Raw genomic sequence first — 16188 nt, forward strand, 5'->3', positions numbered from 1 at the left:
TCAGGCCCCGGACACGTCGCCGGCAGCGGCGGCGTCGCGCCGCATCGTGCGGAACGACACGAGCTTGCGCCTGATCTCGTCCCACAGCACCAGGCGGACGCAGCCGAAGCTCTGCCACAGGGTCAGGCGGCCGACATTCGCGAGCTCCGGATGGTCCCTCAGCACCTCCGGCAGCCGGTAATAGGGGATGCGGCTCGACAGGTGATGCACGTGGTGGATGCCGATATTCGCCGTGAGCCATCGGAGCACGCCGGGCAGGTCATAATGCGAGCTGCCGTGCAGCGCCGCCTCCGGATGGTCCCAGGCCCTGTCCTCCTCCCACACCGTGTCCTCGAACTGGTGCTGGACATAGAACAGCCAGACGCCGATCGAGGCGGCGATCAGGGCGACCGGCAGGTGGACCATCAGGAACGGGCCGATGCCGATGAGCCACATCAGGCCGCCGGCCACCGCCGCGATGCCCAGATTGGTCGCCATGGTGCTGACCCAGGGCTGCCAGCCCGCGCCGCGCATCAGGCCGAGCGGCACCCGGTGCTGCAGGATGAACAGATAGGCCGGGCCGAGACCGAACATCACGGCCGGATGCCGGTACAGGCGGTAGCCGAGCCGCCCCCACCATGACCGCGCCCGGTATTCCCGGACCGTGATCGTGTCGACGTCGCCGATGCCGCGGCGGCCGAGATTGCCTGACGTGGCGTGATGGATCGCATGGGTCCGCCGCCACAGATCGTGCGGCGTCAGGGTCAGGACGCCGATGACGCGGCCGACCCAGGCGTTGACGATGCGGCTGCGGAAGAAGGCGTCGTGGCTGCAATCGTGCTGGATCATGAACAGGCGCACGAGGAAGGCCGCGGCCGGCACGGCGAGCAGCAGGCTCAGCCAGTAGCCGACATGGAGCGCGGCCCACATGCCGACCCAGAGCAGGGCCAGCGGCCCGAGCGTGACGGCAATCTCCGCGACGCTGCGCGGGACGCTCGGCTCGCGGTAGCGCGAGAGGATCTTGGGCCACCGGCGCGCATCGATCGCGGCGGCGGCGGGTGTAGCTTGCTGGTCGGAACGCATCAGCCAGCATAGCCCAGATTCAACCGCCGCGCCTTCCCTATTGCGCCGATGCCGCAGGGTCTGCGCCATCGCGCCGCGGGCCCGCCAGGATTTCCGGGCTCCGCCCGCGGGGCGGGGCTCGACAAGCCAGGGAAGATCCCGCGGCGCCGGCCGCGCCTCAGACCCACTCGCCGGCGCGCATCACCGGCTCGGCCGAGCCGTCGGCGGCGAGGCCGTCGACATCGACCTCGCCGGAGCCGATCATCCAGTCGATATGGATCAGGCTGTTGTTGGCGCCGCGGGCGGCGAGCTCCTCGGGCGTCAGCGAGCCGCCGTCGACGAAGCACTGGCTGTAGGACTGGCCGAGCGCGATGTGGCTGGCGGCGTTCTCGTCGTAGAGGGTGCTGTAGAACAGCAGCCCGCTCCTGGAGATCGGCGAGGAATAGGGCACCAGCGCCACCTCGCCGAGACGCCGGGCGCCCTCGTCGGTCTCGAGCACCTTGTCGAGCACGTCCTTGCCGCTCGCGGCCGCGGTCGCGACGATGCGCCCGCCCTCGAAGCGCACCGCGATCTTCTCGATCAGCGTGCCCTGGTAGGACAGCGGCTTGGTCGCGGCGACGACGCCGTCGACCCGGTCGCGGTGCGGCGTGGTGAACACCTCCTCCGTCGGGATGTTGGGATTGCAGACGATGCCGTTCTTGGCCGTGGACGAGCCGCCGTGCCATTCGTGCCCGTCGCCGAGGCCGACGGTGAGGTCGGTGCCCGGCCCGCGGAAGCGCAGGGCGTGGTAGCGCTTGGCGTTGAGCTGGCGGGCGCGGGCGTGCAGGTCGTCGTTGTGGGCCGCCCAGGCCGCGACGGGATCGGCCGCGTCGATGCGCGAGGCGGCGAAGATCGCGTCCCACAGGCGCGCGACGGCGATGTCGTCGGGCTCGCCGGGGAAGACGGCGCGGGCCCAGGCGACGGTGGCGTAGGAGACGATGTTCCAGTTGATCTTGAAGCCGGTGATCAGCTTCAGCGCCGGCATGTAGGCGGCCGAGCGGGCGCGGTTGGCGCGTGCGACCTTGTCGGGATCCTGGCCGGCGAGCAGCGACGGATCCTCGCCGGCGATGGCCAGGCGCGCCGCGCCGCCCTCGAAGGCCTTGGCCATGCCGTCGAACAGCCAGCCCGTGGCCTTGTCGAAGCTCTCGTCCGGCGCGTGGCGGAAGCGCGCCAGCGTCGCCTCCTCGTCCGAGAACAGGGTGGTGACGATCGTCGCGCCGGCCTTGTAGGCGTGCTCGGTGATACGGCGCACCAGCGGCAGCGCCTCGACCGAGGCGGTCATCACCAGCTCCTGGCCCGGCACCAGGCCGAGGCCGACCTTGACCGCGACCTCGGCCAGGCGGTCGAGGCGGGCGGCATGGGCGGCGGCGGCGTCGGTCTGGGGCAAGCGGATCTGCTCGGTCATGGCGGGTCTCCTGCAAAGGTTCTGCCTCACAGCAAGGGCTTTGCGGCGGCTTCGTCAAGGGCCGCGGAGCGGATTTCGGGGCCGGCGGCGGTTGTCTCCGCGCCCCCCGCCGCTACTGTGGCGCCGCGACAAAAAATCCGTCCGGCCCTGTCGGCTGCGGCCGGGCTGGCACGTCCTTGCAACGAACGGGAAGACGCCCATGCTCTACGCCATCCTTTGCTACAACCAGGAAGAGGTCGTCGGCGCCTGGACCAGGGAGGAGGAGGACACGGTCATGGGCCGGCTCCTCGCGGTGGAGAAGACGCTGGCCAGGGCCGGGCGGCTCGGGCCGGTGGCGCGGCTGCTGCCGACCACGGCGGCGACCACCCTGCGCAAGAGCGCAGGCGAGCCCCTGGTGATCGACGGGCCCTTCGCCGAGACCAAGGAGCAGCTGCTCGGCTTCTTCATCGTCGACTGCGCCGACCTCGAGGAGGCGCTGGCGACGGCGCGCGAGCTCGCTGTCGCCAATCCCGGCGTCGGCGCCTACGAGATCCGTCCGGTCGCCACGTTCAAGCAGGGGAGCGACCTCGCATGACCGACATGGCCTGGATCGACGCGGCCCTGACCTCGGCCCGCCCCCAGGCGCTCGGCGCGCTCCTGCGCTATTTCCACGATCTCGACGCCGCCGAGGAGGCATTCCAGGAAGCGTGCCTCAGGGCGCTCCGGACCTGGCCGGAGAAAGGCCCGCCGCGTGACCCCGCCGCCTGGCTGATCTTCGTCGGGCGCAACGTCGCCATCGACGCGGTGCGCCGGCGCAGCCGGCAGGAGCCGCTGCCGCCGGACGACGAGATCTCCGACCTGGAGGATGCCGAGGCCAACATTGCCGAGCGCCTGGACGGCGCCCATTACCGCGACGACATCCTGCGCCTGCTGTTCATCTGCTGCCATCCCGAGCTGCCGGCGACGCAGCAGATCGCGCTCGCCCTGCGCATCGTCTCCGGCCTCACGGTCAGGCAGATCGCCCGCGCCTTCCTGGTCGGCGAGAGCGCCATGGAGCAGCGCATCACCCGGGCCAAGGCGCGCATCGCCAGGGCCGACGTGCCCTTCGAGGCGCCCGGCGCCGTGGAGCGGACCGAACGGCTCGCGGCGGTCGCCGCCATGGTCTACCTGATCTTCAACGAGGGCTATTCGGCCGGCGGAGCCGAGGCGGCGCAGCGCGGCTCGCTGTGCGAGGAGGCGATCCGCCTGGCCCGGCTGCTGCTGCGCCTGTTCCCGGCCGAGCCGGAGATCATGGGCCTCGCCGCCCTGCTCCTGCTGCAGCATTCGCGCGCGGCCACCCGGTTCGACGCCGAGGGGGCCGTCGTGCTGCTGGAGGACCAGGATCGTGGCCTGTGGAACCGCACCATGATCGCCGAAGGGCTGGCGCTGATCGACAAGGCGATGCGCCACCGCCGCCGCGGCCCCTATCTCGTGCAGGCGGCGATCGCGGCGCTGCATGCCCGGGCCGAGCGGCCGCAGGACACGGACTGGGCGCAGATCGAGCTGCTCTACGGCGCGCTGGAGACGCTGCAGCCCTCCCCCGTGATCACCCTCAACCGGGCCGTGGCCGTCGCCAAGGTGCGTGGCCCCGAAGCGGCGCTCGCCATGGTCGAGCCGCTGGCGCCGCAGCTCTCCGGCTATTTCCACTTCTTCGGCCTGAAGGGCGGGCTGCTCATGCAGCTCGGCCGCGCCCGCGAGGCCCGTGCCGCCTTCGACCAGGCGATCGCGCTGGCCAACACGGCGGCGGAGGCGGCCCATATCCGCCAGCACATCGACCGGCTGATGCGCGAGGGCGCAGCGGGCGGAGGGGCGCCTCGCTGAAAAAATGCCGGGGCCTGTCGGGCCGGCGCCGGTCCGCTCGTCCTCGGTGCATGGAAGGGCCTGAGGCCCGTCCTCCACCCGCCAACGAGGCCGCCATGGTCACCGCCATCGTCATCGTCCTGATCGCTCTCGCCGCCGTGCTCGCCGCCTGGATCGTGACCCGGCCGCCGACCTTCCGGGTCGAGCGCGCGGTCACCGTCGCCGCGCCGCCCGAGCGCATCCACCCGCTGATCGACGATTTCCGCGCCTGGAGCCGCTGGTCGCCCTATGAGGCGCTCGATCCGGCGATGCGCCGCACCTTCGTCGGGCCCGAGGCCGGCGTCGGCGCGGTCTATGCCTGGGCCGGCAACGGCAAGGCGGGCGCCGGGCGCATGGAGATCCTCGAATCGACGCTGCGGCGCGTCGCCATCCGGCTCGATTTCGTCAGGCCGTTCAAGGCCCGCAACACCGCCGAATTCAAGCTGGAGCCGCAGGCGGACGGCGCCACGCGCCTCACCTGGGCCATGCACGGCCCCAACCTCACCGTCGGCAAGGCGATGAGCCTTTTCCTGGACATGGACCGGATGATCGGCCGCGACTTCGAAGCGGGCCTGGCCAGGCTGAAGGCCGTCGCCGAGGCGTAGGACCGCGCGAGCCCTGCCGCGGCCGGCGCCGCCGTGCTATGTCTTGTCCGCACCGGCCCCGGAGGCGAGGATGGCGAGCGAGACCGCTGGCGAACGAGCAGGTCCCGCCGCCGACATCACGCTCTATTTCGCGCGCTACAGCCGGTCGTTCACGCCGCTCTGGCTGCTGGAGGAGCTGGGCGTGCCCTACCGGCTCCAGCGCCTCAGCCTCAAGCGCGGCGACCAGAAGACGCCGCGCTACCGGCGCGTCAACCCGATGGGCAAGGTGCCGGCCCTCGTCGACCGCGATACGGTGGTGACGGAGAACCCGGCGATCTGCCTCTATCTCGCCGACCGTTACGGCTACGGCGTCCTGGCGCCCGAGATCGCCGATGCGCGGCGCGGCCCCTATCTGCGCTGGATGGTGTTCTCGACGGCGGTGTTCGAGCCGGCGATCTATCTCGCCGAGCCGCCGGATCCGGTGGCGGCGGCCGGACGGGGATGGGGCGACCGCGCCACGGTCATCGACACGCTCGAGGCCGTTCTCCGCGACGGCCCCTGGCTCCTGGGCGAGCAGTTCACCGCGGTCGACGTCATGCTGGGCTCGCTCATGTCGATCGCCCTGTTCAACCGCCGCATTCCCGATCCGCCCGCCGGCTTCCCCGCCTATGACGCCAGGCTGCGGGCGCGGCCGGCCTACCAGCGGGCCGCGGCGATCACCTGGCCTCTGGCGCCGCGGGGGGCGGGGCCCTGAGCCACGGCTGCGCCGCGCCGTGCTTGACTCGCCGCCCCCGCCTCGGCATGTCCGACGGGTTGCAGGAGGGAACCATGGAACTCGATCAGCTCCAGACCATCATCGACGCGGCCTGGGAGGACAGGGCCTCGATCGGGCTCGACACCAAGGGCGATATCCGCGCCGCGGTGATGCACACGCTCGGCCTGCTCGACGCCGGCAAGGTGCGGGTGGCGGAGAAGATCGAGGGCGCCAACAGCCTGCGCGACTCCTGGAAGACGCATCAATGGCTGAAGAAGGCGGTGCTGCTGTCCTTCCGCCTCAACGACATGTCGACGATCCCCGGCGGCCCCGGCAACACCGCGTGGTGGGATAAGGTGCCGTCCAAGTTCACCAACTGGACCACCACCGAGTTCCGCGAGGCCGGCTTCCGCGCCGTGCCGCACTGCGTCGTGCGCCGCTCCGCCTATATCGCCCCGGGCGTGGTGCTGATGCCCTCCTTCGTCAATCTCGGCGCCCATGTCGCCTCGGGCGCGATGATCGACACCTGGGCCACGGTCGGCTCCTGCGCCCAGATCGGCCGCAACGTCCACCTGTCCGGCGGCGCCGGCATCGGCGGCGTGCTGGAGCCGCTGCAGGCCAACCCGGTGATCATCGAGGACGATTGCTTCATCGGCGCCCGCGCCGAGGTGGCCGAGGGCGTCATCGTCGGCCAGGGCTCGGTCCTGTCGATGGGCGTCTATATCGGCGCCTCGACCACGATCATCGACCGCTCCACCGGCGAGATCCACAAGGGCTATGTGCCGCCCTATTCGGTCGTGGTCTCCGGCACGCTGCCGGGCAGGCCTCTGCCGGACGGCCGCCCCGGCCCGAACCTCTATTGCGCCGTGATCGTCAAGACGGTCGACGCCCAGACCCGCTCCAAGACCAGCATCAACGAGCTCCTGCGGGACTGAGGGAGCCTTCGGCATGACCGAGCCCGCCTTCGATCCCCGCGATCCCGTCGCCCTCGCGCAGGCGCTGATCCGCTGCCCCTCGGTGACGCCGGCGGAGGGCGGCGCCCTGGCGCTGCTCGACACGGTGCTGCGCGGCGCCGGCTTCGAGAGCCATCTCGTCACCTTCACCGATCCGCGCTCGCCCGACGTCGTCAACCTCTATGCCCGCACCGGGCCGCAGGAGCGGCCGGCCCTGCTCTTCGCCGGCCATACCGACGTGGTGCCGCCGGGCGATGCCGGGCGCTGGACGCAGGCGCCGTTCTCCGGCGCCGTCCTCGACGGCGAGCTGTGGGGCCGCGGCGCCGTCGACATGAAGGGCGGCGTCGCCGCCTCGGTCGCGGCGGCGCTGCGCCATCTGGAGCGGCATCCCGGCAGCGCCATCGCCTTCCTGATCACCGGCGACGAGGAGGGCCCGGCCGTCAACGGCACGGTGAAGCTCCTGGACTGGGCGAAGCAGCGGGGCGAGCGCTTCGGCCATTGCCTCCTGGGCGAGCCGACCAACCCGGCGGCCCTGGGCGACGCCGTGAAGATCGGGCGGCGCGGCTCGCTCTCGGGCGTGATCACCGTGCACGGCGTGCAGGGGCACGTCGCCTATCCCCACCTCGCCCGCAACCCGGTGGGCGGCATGGTGCGGCTGATCGATGCGCTGCTGGCCGAGCCGCTGGACCAGGGCACCGCGCATTTCGACGCCTCCAACCTCGAGGTGGTCAGCGTCGACGTCGGCAACCCTGCCTTCAACGTCATTCCGGCCGAGGCGCGGGCGACCTTCAACATCCGCTTCAACGACATCTGGAACCGGGAGAGGCTCGAGGCCTGGGTGCGGGCGCGGCTCGAGGCGGCCGCCGGCAGCGAGGTGCGCCACAGCCTCGCCTTCGAGCGGACCCATTCGGAGGCCTTCCTGACGCCGCCGGGCCCCTTCGTCGACGAGGTCGCCGCCGCGATCGAGGCCGAGACCGGGCGCCGGCCGGCGCTCTCCACCTCGGGCGGCACGTCCGATGCCCGCTTCATCAAGGATCATTGCCCGGTGGTGGAGTTCGGGCTGGTCGGCAAGACCATGCATCAGGTCGACGAGCGCACCAGCATCGCCGACCTCGAGGCGCTGACGCGGATCTACGAGCGGGTGCTGGCGCGCATGGCCGCCTGAGCCGTCAGGTCGCCGCCGCTTCCTCCCGCCCGCCGGCCCGGTGGCCGCTCATGACGGCGCCGGCGTCGCGCGGCAGCAGCGCCGAGACGGGCGAGGCCAGGAGCGAGATGGCGGTCACCACCAGGAAGGCGACGGAGAAGTCGCCGACCGTGGCATGGGCATGCCCGGACGAGACGCTGGAGGCGTGCAGCGCCAGCGCGCCGACGCAGATGCCGAAGGACAGCATCAGCTGCTGGAACGTGGTGTAGAAGCTGTTGGCGGCGCTGGTGCGGCTCGCCGGGATGTCGTCATAGGCCACCGTGTTGTAGGCCGTGAACTGCAGCGACATGGAGAAGCCGCAGACCAGCAGCACGGCGAAGATCGCCGCATGCGGCCAGTCCGGCCGGAAGGCGGCGCAGGCGGCATAGAGCAGGCTCGACGCCACGCTGTTCCACACCAGCGTGGTGCGGAAGCCATAGCGCTTGAGGATGCGGCCGGCGGCGCCCTTCATCAGCATGGAGCCGCAGGCGGTGGCGAAGGTGAGGAGGCCGCTCTCGGCCGCCGACAGGCCGAAGCCGATCTGCAGCATCAGCGGCAGCAGGAAGGGCTGCGCCCCCTGGGTGATGCGCGAGAGCGAGCCGGCGATCACGGAGATGCGGAAGGTCGGAATGCGCATCAGGCTGAGGTCGAGGATCGGCGCGACATGGCGCCGGGCATGCAGGACATAGGCGACGCCGACCACGAGGCCGACGACCATCAGCCCCAGGGAAAACGGCCCAGCCTCGCCGCCGCGGCTGCTCATCTCGAAGCCGAACAGCAGGCAGGCGAGCGACACGCCGGAGAGGACGAAGCCGATCACGTCGAAGGGCTCGCGCGTCTCGCCGCGGACGTTCTCGATGAACATCAGCACCAGCACGATGCCGAGGATGCCGATCGGGATGTTGATGTAGAAGATCCAGCGCCAGTCGAGCCAGGTGACGATGAAGCCGCCGACCGGCGGTCCGACGATCGGGCCGATCAGCGCCGGCACCAGCAGCCAGCCCATGGCCGAGACCAGGTCGCGCTTGTCGACGCTGCGCAGCAGCACAAGGCGGCCGACGGGCATCATCATGGCGCCGCCCGCGCCCTGCAGCAGCCGGGCGAAGACCAGGAAGGGCAGGCTCTGCGCCTGCGCGCACAGGATCGAGCCGAGTGTGAAGATGCCGATGGCGACGGCGAAGACGCTGCGCGAGCCGAAGCGGTCGGCTACCTTGCCGCTGGCCGGGATCAGCACGGCGAGGCTGAGGAGATAGGCGGTGAGCGCGATGCTCATATGGGGCGCCGAGACCCCGAAGGAGCGCGCCATGGTCGGCAGGGCCGTCGCCAGCACGGTGGCGTCGAGCTGCTCCATGAACATGGCGCTGGCGATGATGAGCGCGATCGTGCGGTAGTTCGGCCTGCCGGCGAGGGCAGGCCGTACGCTCGAATCCAAGGTGGCTTCCGACATGGCAGGCGGCATTGAATTGCGGCGTGCGTCGGAGAGCGGCGCTTGCCCTGGCTTCGATTGGCCGATCGAGGACCGGTCGCGGCGGGAACAACTGGTATATAATCCGAACCACCAGGCAGGACTATGGCAGCTTTGTCACAGGCGATATCGTTTGCGGCATGGCTGGCCTGTCGGATCCGCAGAGCTGGCGGTCGTGCCGGGCCGAGAGCGCCGGCGGAGCCGGCGTTCGGGCCCCGGTTCAGAGCGGCTTGACCAGCGGCCAGGGCGCCGCGATCTCGCCGATCGGGTTGGCCAGCGGCAGGCCGAAAGGCTCAGCCGATATCTCGAACACGTCGCCCTTCTGGGTGCGGAAGCCGTCGGAGACGCTCAGCGTCGCCGTGCCGAAATAGTGCACGTTGACGTCGCCGGGGCGGCGGAACAGCGCATATTTGAAGTGATGCCCCTCGAGATTGGCCACGGTGTGGGACATGTTCTCCTCGCCGGTGAGGAAGGGCTTCTCCCACACCACCTGGCCGCCGCGCAGGATGCGCGAGGTGCCGCGCAGGTCTGCCGGCAGATCGCCGACCAGGATCTCCGGCCCGATGGCGGAGGCGCGCAGCTTGGAATGGGCGAGATAGAGATAGTTCTGGCGCTCGGTGACGTGGTCGGAGAACTCGTTGCCGAGGGCGAAGCCGACCCGGTGGGGCGTGCCGTCCGGGCCGTTGACGTAGAGGCCGGCGATCTCCGGCTCCTCGCCCGCGTCGAGCGCGAAGGACGGGGACGGCAGCGGCGCGCCGGGCGCCATCACGGTGGAGCCGTCGCCCTTGTAGAACCATTCGGGCTGCACGCCCTCGCGGCCCGGCGCCGGCCGGCCGCCGTCCAGGCCCATGCGGAACATCTTCATCGAATCGGTCAGCTTGGTCGGGTCGGCGAGGTCCTTGTGCATCTTGTCCCGCCCCTCGGCGCTGCCGAGATGGGTGAGCCCGGTGCCGGCGACCATCACATGCGCGGGGTCGGGGTGGTCGAGCGGCGACAGCACCCGGCCCTCGGCGAGCGCCGCCTTCAGGTCGACGGCCTGGCCCAGCCCGAGCGCCTCGACCTGCCGGCGCAGGCTGCGGCCGGCCTCGATCGCCGCCAGCGCCAGGCTCCGGACGCTGTCGGCGCCGGCGACGAGACGGCAGGCGCCGTCGAGGGTCGCGGCGACGGCGCGCCGGCCATCGGGGCCGCGAAGCTGGGCGAGACGGAAGGGAGACGACACGGGCAAATCCTCCGACAATTGTTCGAAACATCATAAGCCGCGGCATCCCGCGCGCAACCCGTCGCCCACCGATCCGCGCCGGGGATTTTGGGGCAGTGCAGCATCAAAAGCCGTTGCATCCCAGCCGAATTTGATTTTCCATTCAAAGACGGGTCGTGTTGAAATCCACGGCCGCCGATCGAAGGCCCCTCGGGCATGATGTCGTACGACTGCAGCCCCCGCCCTTCCTGGCGACCTCGGCCCGGCTTGGGGGCTTGGTTATGTTCGTGTTGGATCGTTTTCTCAAAAGCCTGATTCGGACAGGCACGCTCAGCATCACCTATGCCGACGGCACCACGGGGTGCTATGGCGCCGGCGAGCCGCATGTGGCCTTGCGCATCCATGACAAGGCAACGCAGTGGCGCCTGGTGTTCCACCCGGAGCTTGCGGTCGGCGAAGCGTTCATGGACGGCCGCATCACCGTCGAGAGCGGCGGCGACGTCTTCGACATGCTCGCCGTGTTCATGCGCAACCTCGGCTGGAGCAGTGAGCAGGGCCCGCTCGGGGCGATCACGGCGAAGCTGCGCTGGCTGCTGCGACGGCTGCAGCAGTACAACCCGGCGGGCACCTCCCGCCAGAACGTGGCGCATCACTACGACCTGAAGGACGAGCTGTTCGACCTGTTCCTCGATCAGGACCGGCAATATTCCTGCGCCTATTTCCCCGATCTCGACACCGAGCTCGACGAGGCCCAGGCACAGAAGAAGCGGCACATCGCCGCCAAGCTCCTGCTCAAGCCGGGCGTCAAGGTGCTCGACATCGGCTCGGGCTGGGGCGGGCTCGGCCTCTACATCTCCCAGGTCTCGCGGGCCGACGTCACCGGCATCACCCTGTCGCAGGAGCAGCACCGCGTCTCCAACCAGCGGGCGCAGGGGGCCGGCATCGCCGACCGGGTGCGCTTCGAGATGCGCGACTACCGCCAGGAGAGCCGGCGCTACGACCGCGTCGTCTCGGTCGGCATGTTCGAGCATGTCGGCGTCAACCATTACGACGCCTATTTCCGCAAGGTGGCGGAGCTGCTCACCGACGACGGCGTGGCGCTGATCCACTCGATCGGCCGGTCGGACGGGCCGGGCGCGACCAATCCCTGGATCCGCAAGTACATCTTCCCCGGCGGCTATTCGCCGGCGCTGTCGGAGGTGCTGCCGGCGATCGAGCGTGCCGGCCTCGTCGTCACCGACGTCGAGATCCTGCGCCTGCACTATGCCGAGACGCTCAAGCACTGGCGCCAGCGCTTCAACCAGAACCGCGACCGCATCCGCGCCCTCTACGACGAGCGCTTCTGCCGGATGTGGGACTTCTACCTCGCGGCCTCGGAGGGCGCCTTCCGCTGGGGCGGCCACATGGTGTTCCAGGTGCAGGTGGCCAAGGCCGTCGAAACCGTGCCGATGACGCGCGACTATATCGGCGAAGCCGAGCGCCGGCTGCCGCTCGACCTCGCCCCGACTCGCCGCCAGGAAGCGGCGGAGTAGGCGGCGAGCGGCCTATCCCAGCGCCGCTCGCACCGCCTCCGCCAGGGCCGTGCCGAGCCGGTGCTGGGTCTCGGCGGTGAAATGCACGCCGTCGACCCCGTCCGTCCCGATGACGCTGCCGGCATCGAAGAAGGCGGCGCCGGCAGCCTCGGCGACGGCGCGATAGGCGGCGGCGAGCCCGATCGAGCGCTCATAGCCGCCGGCGAACTCCTCGGCCATGTTCGGGGTCATGGTGCGGGCGAGCGGCGGCGGCGCCACCAGGAGCACCCGGGGCGCGGGATAGGCGTACCAGCCGCCGCCGAACATCTGGCCCGAGGACTGGACGATATCGACCAGCCTGCCGGCGCCGAGCGCGATGCGGAAGGCGGAGCGGGCGAAGGCCGCCTTGGTGTCGTTGGTGCCGAGCATGATGACGACGAGGTCGAGCGGCAGGTGCGCGCCGACCACCGCCGGCAGGGCGGCGCTGCCGTCGAGCCCGGCGCCGGTCAGCTTCACCAGCTGCGGGTCGGGATGGTCGGTGGTGCGCCCGGACAGGGCGTCGACGACGATCTCGTGGCCCGGCCCCAGCGCCGCCTCCATGACGAAGGGCCATTGCCGGGCCTTGGGGAAGCGCTCGGACGGCAGGTCGTCGCTGCGCGGGATGTAGCCCCAGCTGTTGGAATCACCGAAGACCAGAATGCGCCGCGGCGCGGTTTCGGGGGCGGGCGGTGTGGACGATGGGGCCATGGCTGCGACGTTTCCTCCGGATCGTATCGAGCGCAGCAGACTTGCCCAGGCTCCGGGCGCGGCGCAACCTTCATCTGCCCGCCATCTCGCTGGCCGAGGATCGGCAGGCAGCGCAGAGGAGCCAGCCATGTCGAAATTCTCACGCCGCCAGACGCTCGGCCTCGGCCTCGGCGCCGGCTTCACCGTCACCATGCTGGCAGGCGGGCAGGATGCGGCCGAGGCCGCGCCCGTCGACGTCGCGTTCTCGCTGCTCCTGGTCAACGACATCTACAAGATGGGCGACAGCAAGGGGCGCGGCGGCTTTCCCAAGCTCGCCGCCGTGGTGAAGGCCGAGCGGGCTCGCGGCGTGCCGATGCTGTTCTGCCACGCCGGCGACTGCTTCTCCCCGTCGCTGATGTCGGGCTTCGACCAGGGCGACCACATCGTCCGCCTCACCAACATGATCAGGCCCGATGTCTTCGTGCCCGGCAACCACGAGTTCGACTTCGGCAAGGACGTGTTCCTCAAGCATATGGGCCATGCCGAGTTCCCCTTCTTCGCCGCCAACATGCGCCAGGCCGACGGCGCGCCGGTCGCCGGCATGAAGCCGAGCATGATCGTCCAGCTCGGCCCGGTGAAGCTCGGCGTCGTCGGCCTGGCGCTGGCGACGACACCGGAGATGTCGCAGCCCGGCGACATCGTCTTCCTGCCCGAGCTGGAAACGCTGAAGAGCGAGGCGGCGGCGCTGCGCCAGGCTGGCGCCGACATGCTGGTCTGCGTCGCCCATACCGACCGGGCCATGGACAATGCGATCGTGCGCTCGCGCCTGGTCGACGTGCTGCTCTCGGGCCACGACCACGATCTCGCCATCGGCTATGACGGCCGCACGGTGATGGTGGAATCGAACGAGGAGGGCAATTTCGTCACGGCGATCGATTTTTCCGTCAGCTTCACCGGCGAGGGCCGGGACCGCAAGGTGGCCTGGCTGCCGAGCTTCCGCGTGCACGACAGCATGACCGTCGATCCCGACCCGGAGGTGCAGACGGTCGTCGACGGCCTGGAGGCCGAGCTCTCCAAGGAGCTCGACGTCGAGATCGGCGCCACCGCCGTCGAGCTCGACAGCCGCACCGCCAGCGTGCGCTCGCAGGAGACGGCGATGGGCAACCTCGTCGCCGATGCGCTGCGCGCCGCCACCAAGGCCGATTGCGCCATCACCAATGGCGGCGGCATCCGCGCCAACAAGCTCTATCCGGCCGGCGCGAAGCTGACCCGGCGCGACATCCTCACCGAGCTGCCCTTCGGCAACACCAGCGTGATGGTCGAGCTCAAGGGCGCCGACATCCGGGCGGCGCTGGAGAACGGCGTCTCGCAGCTGGAGGCCCATGGCGGGCGCTTCCCGCAGGTCTCGGGCATGACGGTCACGGTCGACGCCCAGGCGGCGCCGGGCGCGCGCATCCAGGCGGTGACCATCGATGGCGCGCCGCTCGATCCCGACCGGATCTACAGCCTCGCCTCCAACAACTTCATGCTCGCCGGCGGCGACGGCTACACCGCGCTCGGCCGCGGCAAGGTGCTGATCGGCGCGACCGACGGCCGGCTGATGGCGGGCGAGGTGATGAACTTCGTGCGGGCGGAGGGAACGGTGCGCACCGGCGTCGAAGGCCGGATCGTGCTGCGCTGAGCCGCCTGCCGCTCCGGAGCCCGTTGCGGTCTTTTGCCGCCCCGTGTCACGGGGCGCCGCGCCGCCTCGTCTTCCCTACGTCGAACTTCTCCGATCGCTCGGCGTCGGACAAGTCCGACGCCGAGGAAATCGACGATGGCCCCCTGCCCGGACAGCGCTGCGCCCGCGCACGCCAACAAATGTGATGTCCCCTGCCCGCCCGGCATGCTACCAAGAGGCGGCCCCCGCTCTTCCCGCCGGGCGATACGCATTCGCATCATGACCGATCCGCATTCCGAGGCCCCGGTTCCGGCTGGCCTCAGCCATTCCGAAATCCGCTCCATCATCGTCGGCATCATGGTGGCGATGTTCCTGGCCGCCCTCGACCAGACCATCGTCGCCACCGCCATGCCGACGATCGGCCGCGAGCTCAACGACCTCGAGCACCTGCCCTGGGTGGTCACGGCCTATCTCCTCACCGCCACGGCGGTGACGCCGCTCTACGGCAAGCTCTCCGACATCGTCGGGCGGCGGACGACGCTGCTGGTCGCCATCGGCATCTTCGTCGCCGGCTCGATCGCCTGCGCCCTGGCGCCGACCATGCTGGTGCTGATCCTGGCGCGCGGCCTGCAGGGGCTGGGCGGCGGCGGGCTGATCTCCCTGGCGCAGACCATCATCGCCGACATCGTCTCGCCGAAGGAGCGGCCGCGCTACCAGGCCTATATTGCCGGCGTCTTCATCCTCTCCAGCGTCAGCGGGCCGGTGCTGGGCGGCTTCTTCGCCGAGCACCTGCACTGGTCGGTGATCTTCTGGATCAACCTGCCGCTCGGGCTGCTCGCCCTGTGGATGACCGGCTCCCTCCTCAGGAAGCTGCCGCGCCACGAGCGGCCGCACCGGCTCGACCTGCTCGGCGCCGGCGTCATGGCCGCGGCGACGGTGGTGCTGATGCTGGCGCTCAACTGGGGCGGCGTGCGCTATGGCTGGTCCTCGGCGCCGATCCTCGGCCTGTTCGCCGCCTCGGCGCTGCTCTGGGCGCTGTTCGTGGCACGGCTGCGCACCGCGCCGGAGCCGCTGATCCCGGCCGAGGTCCTGGCCAACCGCGTGGTGGCCATGGGCACGCTCGCCGCCTGTTTCGGCATGGGCGTGTTCATCGGCCTCACCATCTACATGCCGATCTATCTGGAGACGGTCTATGAGCTGACGGCCAGCCAATCCGGCCTGGCGCTGCTGCCGCTGATGGTCGGCACCGTGACGGGGGCGACCATCTCCGGACGGGTCATGGCTCGCGTCGACCATTACAAGCGCCTGCCGCTGATCGGCCTCAGCATCGCCGTCGCGGCGCTGGCGATCCTGGCCATGGTGCCGCGCGGCCTGCCGCTGGCCGCCCTGGAGGTGGTGATGACCGCCACCAGCCTGGGTCTCGGCACGCTGCTGCCGGTCTCGACGGTGGCGATCCAGAACGCCGTGATGCCGCACCAGATGGGCACGGCCACCGGCACCATGAACTTCTTCCGCTCGCTCGGCGGCGCGCTGATCGTCGCCGGCTTCGGCGCCATCGTGCTCGGCGGCCTGCCGGCAAGCGCCCAGGCCGGCCTCTCGATGGAGCGCCTCGCCGCCAGCTTCGCCGAGCACGGCCTCGACATCGCCTTCGTCTTCCGCTGGGTGTTCGCGGCCGCCGCCCTCGGCCTGACGCTGTCGCTCTGCGCCCTGGCGGCGATGGAGGAGCGGCCGCTCAAGGCCAGCGTGCACGAGGCCAGCGCCGCGGCGGAATAGCGGGCCTTCTCTTGGCCGGGGCGATGCGCTAAGGGGGCG

General features: G+C 70.6%; 14 protein-coding genes. 9 read left to right on the plus strand and 5 right to left on the minus strand.

Annotated elements, in window-relative coordinates:
• A complete protein-coding gene (locus QO011_RS26900; RefSeq protein WP_307279121.1) occupies positions 1-1062 on the minus strand; it encodes a fatty acid desaturase in 1062 nt (353 codons plus the stop codon).
• Between the two features lie 157 nt (positions 1063-1219).
• Positions 1220-2485: an aminopeptidase gene (locus QO011_RS26905; protein ID WP_307279124.1), complete on the minus strand. Its 1266-nt coding sequence runs from the start codon at positions 2483-2485 to the stop codon at positions 1220-1222.
• Between the two features lie 199 nt (positions 2486-2684).
• Here QO011_RS26905 and QO011_RS26910 point away from each other — a divergent pair, with 199 nt between their 5' ends.
• The 6 genes from QO011_RS26910 to dapE all read left to right on the plus strand — a co-directional run bounded on the left by QO011_RS26910 (position 2685) and on the right by dapE (position 7798).
• The gene (locus QO011_RS26910) at positions 2685-3059 is read left to right on the plus strand and encodes a YciI family protein (protein ID WP_307279125.1); all 375 of its coding nucleotides are present in this window, start codon (positions 2685-2687) and stop codon (positions 3057-3059) included.
• Positions 3056-4324, plus strand: coding sequence for an RNA polymerase sigma factor (locus QO011_RS26915; RefSeq protein WP_307279129.1), 1269 nt, complete (start codon positions 3056-3058; stop codon positions 4322-4324). Before QO011_RS26910 ends, QO011_RS26915 begins: the two co-directional genes overlap by 4 nt.
• 95 nt (positions 4325-4419) lie before the next feature.
• On the plus strand, positions 4420-4947 hold the full coding sequence (locus QO011_RS26920; RefSeq protein ID WP_307279131.1) for an SRPBCC family protein: 528 nt from the start codon (positions 4420-4422) through the stop codon (positions 4945-4947).
• 70 nt (positions 4948-5017) lie between these two features.
• On the plus strand, positions 5018-5680 hold the full coding sequence (locus tag QO011_RS26925) for a glutathione S-transferase family protein (RefSeq protein WP_307279134.1): 663 nt from the start codon (positions 5018-5020) through the stop codon (positions 5678-5680).
• A gap of 74 nt (positions 5681-5754) precedes the next feature.
• Positions 5755-6615, plus strand: coding sequence for a 2,3,4,5-tetrahydropyridine-2,6-dicarboxylate N-succinyltransferase (dapD, locus tag QO011_RS26930; protein ID WP_307279139.1), 861 nt, complete (start codon positions 5755-5757; stop codon positions 6613-6615).
• A gap of 13 nt (positions 6616-6628) precedes the next feature.
• A complete protein-coding gene (dapE, locus tag QO011_RS26935; RefSeq protein ID WP_307279142.1) occupies positions 6629-7798 on the plus strand; it encodes a succinyl-diaminopimelate desuccinylase in 1170 nt (389 codons plus the stop codon).
• A 4-nt stretch (positions 7799-7802) separates the two neighbouring features.
• Here the strand turns inward: dapE and QO011_RS26940 are convergent, their stop codons facing one another.
• Complete coding sequence (locus tag QO011_RS26940) at positions 7803-9263, minus strand: MDR family MFS transporter (protein ID WP_370882013.1); 1461 nt, start codon at positions 9261-9263, stop codon at positions 7803-7805.
• 238 nt (positions 9264-9501) lie between these two features.
• The gene (gene araD1 / locus QO011_RS26945; protein ID WP_307279149.1) at positions 9502-10500 is read right to left on the minus strand and encodes an AraD1 family protein; all 999 of its coding nucleotides are present in this window, start codon (positions 10498-10500) and stop codon (positions 9502-9504) included.
• 260 nt (positions 10501-10760) lie between these two features.
• On the opposite strand from araD1, the gene QO011_RS26950 reads away from it, so the two are divergent.
• Positions 10761-12011: a cyclopropane fatty acid synthase gene (locus QO011_RS26950; RefSeq protein ID WP_307279152.1), complete on the plus strand. Its 1251-nt coding sequence runs from the start codon at positions 10761-10763 to the stop codon at positions 12009-12011.
• Positions 12012-12023: 12 nt separating this feature from the next.
• On the opposite strand, the gene QO011_RS26955 is transcribed toward QO011_RS26950, so the two are convergent.
• Entirely contained in the window at positions 12024-12737 is a 714-nt protein-coding gene (locus tag QO011_RS26955) for a GDSL-type esterase/lipase family protein (RefSeq protein WP_307279153.1), read from the minus strand.
• Positions 12738-12864: 127 nt separating this feature from the next.
• On the opposite strand from QO011_RS26955, the gene QO011_RS26960 reads away from it, so the two are divergent.
• Together QO011_RS26960 and QO011_RS26965 are read left to right on the plus strand one after the other, a co-directional pair.
• Positions 12865-14397: a bifunctional metallophosphatase/5'-nucleotidase gene (locus QO011_RS26960; protein ID WP_307279155.1), complete on the plus strand. Its 1533-nt coding sequence runs from the start codon at positions 12865-12867 to the stop codon at positions 14395-14397.
• A gap of 258 nt (positions 14398-14655) precedes the next feature.
• Positions 14656-16149 (plus strand): MDR family MFS transporter, encoded by a 1494-nt coding sequence (locus QO011_RS26965; RefSeq protein WP_307279156.1) that lies wholly within the window; start codon positions 14656-14658, stop codon positions 16147-16149.
• Positions 16150-16188: the final 39 nt, after the last annotated feature.

It is taken from the genome of Labrys wisconsinensis (genome assembly GCF_030814995.1).
In the GTDB taxonomy this organism is placed as follows: domain Bacteria; phylum Pseudomonadota; class Alphaproteobacteria; order Rhizobiales; family Labraceae; genus Labrys; species Labrys wisconsinensis.

Coding starts and splice junctions, on each gene's coding strand:
- QO011_RS26900 (WP_307279121.1), bottom strand. CDS start 1,062: ATGCGTTCCGACCAGCAAGCTACACCCGCCGCCGCCGCGATCGATGCG.
- QO011_RS26905 (WP_307279124.1), bottom strand. CDS start 2,485: ATGACCGAGCAGATCCGCTTGCCCCAGACCGACGCCGCCGCCGCCCAT.
- QO011_RS26910 (WP_307279125.1), top strand. CDS start 2,685: ATGCTCTACGCCATCCTTTGCTACAACCAGGAAGAGGTCGTCGGCGCC.
- QO011_RS26915 (WP_307279129.1), top strand. CDS start 3,056: ATGACCGACATGGCCTGGATCGACGCGGCCCTGACCTCGGCCCGCCCC.
- QO011_RS26920 (WP_307279131.1), top strand. CDS start 4,420: ATGGTCACCGCCATCGTCATCGTCCTGATCGCTCTCGCCGCCGTGCTC.
- QO011_RS26925 (WP_307279134.1), top strand. CDS start 5,018: ATGGCGAGCGAGACCGCTGGCGAACGAGCAGGTCCCGCCGCCGACATC.
- dapD (WP_307279139.1), top strand. CDS start 5,755: ATGGAACTCGATCAGCTCCAGACCATCATCGACGCGGCCTGGGAGGAC.
- dapE (WP_307279142.1), top strand. CDS start 6,629: ATGACCGAGCCCGCCTTCGATCCCCGCGATCCCGTCGCCCTCGCGCAG.
- QO011_RS26940 (WP_370882013.1), bottom strand. CDS start 9,263: ATGTCGGAAGCCACCTTGGATTCGAGCGTACGGCCTGCCCTCGCCGGC.
- QO011_RS26950 (WP_307279152.1), top strand. CDS start 10,761: ATGTTCGTGTTGGATCGTTTTCTCAAAAGCCTGATTCGGACAGGCACG.
- QO011_RS26955 (WP_307279153.1), bottom strand. CDS start 12,737: ATGGCCCCATCGTCCACACCGCCCGCCCCCGAAACCGCGCCGCGGCGC.
- QO011_RS26960 (WP_307279155.1), top strand. CDS start 12,865: ATGTCGAAATTCTCACGCCGCCAGACGCTCGGCCTCGGCCTCGGCGCC.
- QO011_RS26965 (WP_307279156.1), top strand. CDS start 14,656: ATGACCGATCCGCATTCCGAGGCCCCGGTTCCGGCTGGCCTCAGCCAT.